We start from the raw sequence: 5,114 nt of genomic DNA on the forward strand, positions 1-5,114 counted from the left end.
TGGAGGATTGGGCTCAAGCCCCCTGCGAAGCGTCAACTCGACTCGCTCCGGAGCGGCTCGATGCCGCCGCGGAGCGACCGGAAATCCCCGTCTCTTCAGGGCGGGGAAGATGTTAATTGGAGAGACGAAGCATGAAGCCGGAAATCGTAGCGGACAGGGAAATCGGAAGCCGCGCGCAGGATATCATCCGAAAATTCGTTCTTGGCGGATCCTCCGTCGACCATCGCCTCCAGTTCCGCGCCGAGGGCGAGGCGGAGGTGCGGACGCTCGCGAAGATCCATGTGACCGAACAGGCGAAGATGCCGGACGGCACCTGCGCCGCCTATCCGTGGTCGGGACAGGCCGGCATGGGTTTCGACCCCTTCGTCACGCTCGAGGATACCGAAGGCGGGCTCGCCGGGCTTCAGCATTGCGCCCGGGCGGTGCCGCTCAAGCATGTCTACGGGCTCATTCTCCGCGTCGAGGACGACCTCTGGATCGTCTCGGCCAAGGATCAGGCTGCCGGAACGCTCTTTGAGGATTTCGGCGCCGGGGAAATCGCGTCCGAGGATTTCGATTTCGTCCGGGTGGCGGAACAGTCCGAGGCTTGCGTCGAGCAGATCGGCCGGATCAGCGAGATCGACGTCGCCGCCGATGGCGAGTTCCTCTTCTCCGACGAGGCCGGTGCGGTCCTCGTCAGCTGCCCCTGGTGGGGACCCTTCGTTGACGAGACGATGTCGCAGGGCCTTTATGCGCGGCAGATGGAGATCGTCGAGGCGGTTTCCGACATGGTTCGGCGGCTCCAGGCGCCGCGGCCGGAAGAGGCCGTTCCGGCCCCCTGCTGATCGGCGCCGCGTCAGAACGGAGCTGCAAGGTCCATGTCGAGACTGTCCTCCGGTTCGCCGGCGACGGTCTGCGGCAGCCCGTCGCCAGGTCGCGCCGACTCGTAGCCCAGCCGTTCGGTTTCCATGATCCGCGCCGGGCGAAGCTTCTCGGCGTCCATCTCCATGTCCATGAGGTCCGAGATCTTCCGCCCGAGCACGTCAAGGCTGGCGTGTCCGCAGCCCTTGGCCTGGTAGCGGCTGTAGAACCTCTCGAACATCTCGGCGCGGAAGGCGGGGTCGTCATCCTTCGCACCCCGCGACAGGATCCGCTCGACATCCCGGTCGGCCCTGGCCGCCGCCGTCAGGGCATCGAGGTAGCTCTGCCGGAGACCGTCATCGTCCCAGGCCCGGTTCGCCGCCCGCGCGACCGATCGCGCAGCGCAGACGCAGGCCGCGTCAGGAGTCGTGTTCCCCTTCGCGTAGTTCTGATCGATCCGCCACTTGTCGTCCTCAAGCACCAGTGACAGCGTCGACAGGATCTTGCCGGCCTCGTTTTCGATGGAGAAGATCATGGTTCGCCCGGACATGACCTCTCCGGCGTAGCCTCCGACACAATGCATCTCGCGCCGCCCCTGCGAGACAAGCTGGCTGCGGCTGGTCAGTTCGCGGATCCGGATCGGGCCATCGGGCCTCATCTCGCCGATGAAGGGCTGCCATCCGGCCGCTTTCAGCGCCAGCTCCGGGTAGCGCTCGAGAACGGCCTGCTCGCGCGTATCCCTCTCCTGGTGCCAGAGCCGGCTGAGGCGGGCGATGACCTTCAGGGGTGTGGTCGAGGGGTCGAAGGGCCCGAGGGTCGCGTGCTTCTTCATCTGGATGGGAAAGTGCCGGCATTCGGGGCGCGCGCTCCGGACCCGCTCCAGGGCCGGATTGAAAACCCGCTGCGTGTAGTCGTGGGTCAGGTCCCGGGCCGTAGCGATGTCGTCCATGATGGCGGCATAGTCGCGCCAGCGGCCGCGGATCTCGAGGAATCTCCGGCGCAGGGCGTCGTCGATCGGGGTGAAGGTGTTGAGTGCGTCAAAGCATTTTTGGGCGGCGCGCCACTCGTTGCGGTCTTTCGGAAAGAAGTCCGGCGGGAGGAGGTCCAGGAGCGCGAGGCTGCGCGGCCCGCGCCTGCTTCCCTTGAAAAGATACGGTTGATGGATCGACTGTCCGGAGCGCTGCCAGGTCAGGCCCTGCAGCGCCCGGACGGCCGCCTTTCCGGCTCCGGTGCTCGCCGCGATCGCCGGCGCGAGCGGCGCGCCGGCGTCGATGAGCGGCAGGAAGGCCGTTTCCCCTCCGGTGTCCTGGCCAAGCGTCGCAAACTCGTCGGGCAACTCTTCCCGGACGAACCGCCGCGAGAGGAGCGGGTAGGCGTTGCAGGCCTGGACCCGGCGGAGGCTGCGTTCCTTCCTGGTCCGGGACGCATCCCAGGAGATCCAGGGGGCGAGCGAGTCGATATTGCGGATCCTGTCCGCGGTAGGCGCGGATGCCGATAACACCTCGGCCCGGCTGGCGCTCAGGACGGCGTAATCCTGAAGCGTCGGCAGGTAGTTGCGGTCCATGACCTTGAGGATGTCCGGGTCGAGATGCTTGCGCAGGAGGCCGGTCCGGAACTTGACGCGCCCGCTCATGCCGGAGAATACGACATGGGACAGCGCCATCCGGAACCGTTTCAACGCCTGCTTGTCGGCCAGCGCTTCGAGATCGAGATGCTTGCCCAGAAGCTCGAGGGCGCGGCTGCCGGCCATCTGCGCCTGGTTTGCCGCCTCGGCACACCGGAACCTTACCACGGTCTCCGAAAAATCGAGCCAGGGATCCCTGGACTCGAATGAGACCCCGTCGAGCCGGTAATGCATTTCCGGGCCGAAGAGATCCTCGAGAAGCGACGCGGAGAAGGATGTGGTCCTGCCTCCATGGGTACCGAGGGCGGGATCCGGCGCGGCGGCGCGCCCGCTCCTGAACACGGAGCCATCCTTGAGGATGATCGTGACGTAGCAGGCGCGGGCGCCGCCTGTCGCATAGGGCGTCGAGAATGTCAGGACGCCCTTCCGGATACCGAAGCGTTCCTCCGCTTCGGGGCCGGTGAGGAAGGTCGAGGAGCGGCGCAGCAGCTGGTCGTAGGCGGATTGCGCAGCCAGGATGCGCTCCGGATCGATCCCGGGCGCGTAACGCGCGCGCAGCGTGTCGAGAAACCCGTACCTGGCGCGAAGGTCCGCCGCTCTTCTGTCGTCGATCGCCATGAGCCCGCCTCGTTCGGAACCTGATCCGGCGAGACTGGCGCAAACCGGCGAAAAGCGAAAAACGGAAATAGCTTCAGGTTGATCTTTGCCTGCGCCATGCCTCTACAGATGCACGGGAGCGGTCGGCGCGATCATGCCTGGAAAACCGGAAGGGCATGGAACGGGCCATGGCCGACCTCGATCGGGCCTGGCGAGGCGCCGGCCGCAAGCGCGAGGCGCTCCTTGCCGGACGGAACGAGATGCCGTATTAGGAAATCGCATTACGGAAAAACGAACTATCTGCCCCCGACCGCGGGCCCATCGAGCAGGACACCTGACATGCACCCCAATCTGATCGCATCGCGCTTTCTTGAAATCATCGATCCTGACCCTTCCCGAGACCTTCAGGACGTGATGGGGGTTCTCGGAGCGGAATTCGGCTTCGGCCACTTCACCTACTTTGCCAACCCAAGGCCCAATGCGCGATACGACGAGAATATCATCCTGACGAGCTACCCTGAAGCCTGGCAGGGCCGCTACCGGGAAAAGGACTACCACATGATCGATCCGGTGGTGTCGCATGGCATGCGCAGCCTCCTGCCGCTCGACTGGTCCTTGCTTCCGCGCAACTCCGCCGCGGTCCGGCAGTTCTTCGGCGAGGCGGGCGATCTCGGCGTTCATCCGAACGGGATCACGATCCCGATCCGTGACGCCAATCGGGGATGCGGGTTGTTCTCGGTCAACATCGAGATCAGCGAGAGGGACTGGTTGAGCTACAAGCGTGCCTTCATCAGCGAACTGACATATCTCTCGTTCCTGTTTCATGACCGCGCGATGCGCGTGGGCATGGTTCCCGGCGCCACCGAAAGGCCCGCCCTGTCCCCCCGGGAAGTCGAGGTCCTGCAGTGGGCAGGAAACGGGAAGACCCGATGGGAGACATCCGTCATTTTGGGGATTTCGGAGAGCGCGGTGAAGCTGTATCTCGCGAATGCCTGTGCAAAGCTCAGGGTCGCGAACACGACGCATGCCGTGGCAAGGTGTGTCACCGAAGGGTTGTTCGACGTGCGCTGATCCGGCGCCACGACCGGATCGGGCCAGCCATCCGCCACTCCGCCAAACAGGCCATCAATATGGCCTATCGGTCAGATTTCCATAAACCGATTTTCGCATAATCTTCACTTCGCGAGTTAAACAGAGTGAAGATGATGCTGCATATCGTTAACGGATACGAACGGTCACAACCTGAATACAAGGGCCTGATCGATCAGATGCACCAATTGCGGGCACGGTCCTTCCATGATCGCCGCGGCTGGCGTGTCACGGTGCAGGACGGGCGCGAAATCGACGCTTTCGACGATCTGGATCCGCTCTATGTCCTCGTGTCGGACGGGGCCGGCCGGCTTGCCGCCTCGCTGCGACTCCTGCCGACGACCGGGCCCTACATGATGTCCGAAGTGTTCCCCGAGGTCCTGGGACCCCAGGGGGTCATCCGGCATCCGCAGATCTGGGAAAGCTCCCGGTTCTGTGTCGACACCGAGGTGGCGCGCGACTTTGGCACGGATAGCGTGAACCGGGTCACGAGGATGCTTCTCGCGGGAATGTTCAGGACCGCCTTCGAGGCCGGCATGATCAACATCGTCTCGGTCTACGACGTCTATGTCGAGCGGATCCTGAAACGCGCGGGATGCACCTTCGAGCGGCTCGGGCCGGTCGTGACCTACGACAAGGGCCTGCGCACGACTTCTGGCCTCTTCGAGGTCAGCGCGGAGTCGGTCGCCCGGCTCGAGGTGGCCCTCGAGGAAAAGGCGCGCGTCCTGGCCTGATCCGCGGGACTCCGCAAGAGGCCGCCAGGGATGGCGGCCTTCATGCGTTCGGATGAACTTGCCTCATCAATGCGCCGGGGTGTGAGCCCCGGGTGAAACCGGCCGCGACGAAGCTTAACATCTTCCCCGCCCTGAAGAGACGGGGATTTCCGGTCGCTCCGCGGCGGCATCGAGCCGCTCCGGAGCGAGTCGAGTTGACGCTTCGCAGGGGGCTTGAGCCCAATCCTCCA

Annotated in this window: 4 protein-coding genes; 3 read left to right on the forward strand and 1 reads right to left on the reverse strand. The window is 64.7% G+C overall.

Annotated features, from left to right (window positions below; all coding sequences use genetic code 11):
* The first annotated feature begins 131 nt into the window (after positions 1 to 131).
* Positions 132 to 824, forward strand: a complete 693-nt coding sequence (locus OM960_RS25140; protein WP_264773907.1) for a hypothetical protein — start codon at positions 132 to 134, stop codon at positions 822 to 824.
* An 11-nt stretch (positions 825 to 835) separates the two neighbouring features.
* Here the strand turns inward: OM960_RS25140 and OM960_RS25145 are convergent, their stop codons facing one another.
* A complete protein-coding gene (locus tag OM960_RS25145; RefSeq protein WP_264773908.1) occupies positions 836 to 3,082 on the reverse strand; it encodes a PcfJ domain-containing protein in 2,247 nt (748 codons plus the stop codon).
* Between the two features lie 78 nt (positions 3,083 to 3,160).
* On the opposite strand from OM960_RS25145, the gene OM960_RS25150 reads away from it, so the two are divergent.
* Positions 3,161 to 4,132 (forward strand): helix-turn-helix transcriptional regulator, encoded by a 972-nt coding sequence (locus OM960_RS25150; protein WP_264773909.1) that lies wholly within the window; start codon positions 3,161 to 3,163, stop codon positions 4,130 to 4,132.
* Positions 4,133 to 4,263: 131 nt separating this feature from the next.
* Positions 4,264 to 4,884 (forward strand): acyl-homoserine-lactone synthase, encoded by a 621-nt coding sequence (locus OM960_RS25155; protein ID WP_264773910.1) that lies wholly within the window; start codon positions 4,264 to 4,266, stop codon positions 4,882 to 4,884.
* Positions 4,885 to 5,114 lie beyond the last annotated feature (230 nt).

The sequence above is a fragment of the Defluviimonas salinarum genome (assembly GCF_026013545.1).
Taxonomy (GTDB): Bacteria; Pseudomonadota; Alphaproteobacteria; order Rhodobacterales; family Rhodobacteraceae; genus Albidovulum; species Albidovulum salinarum.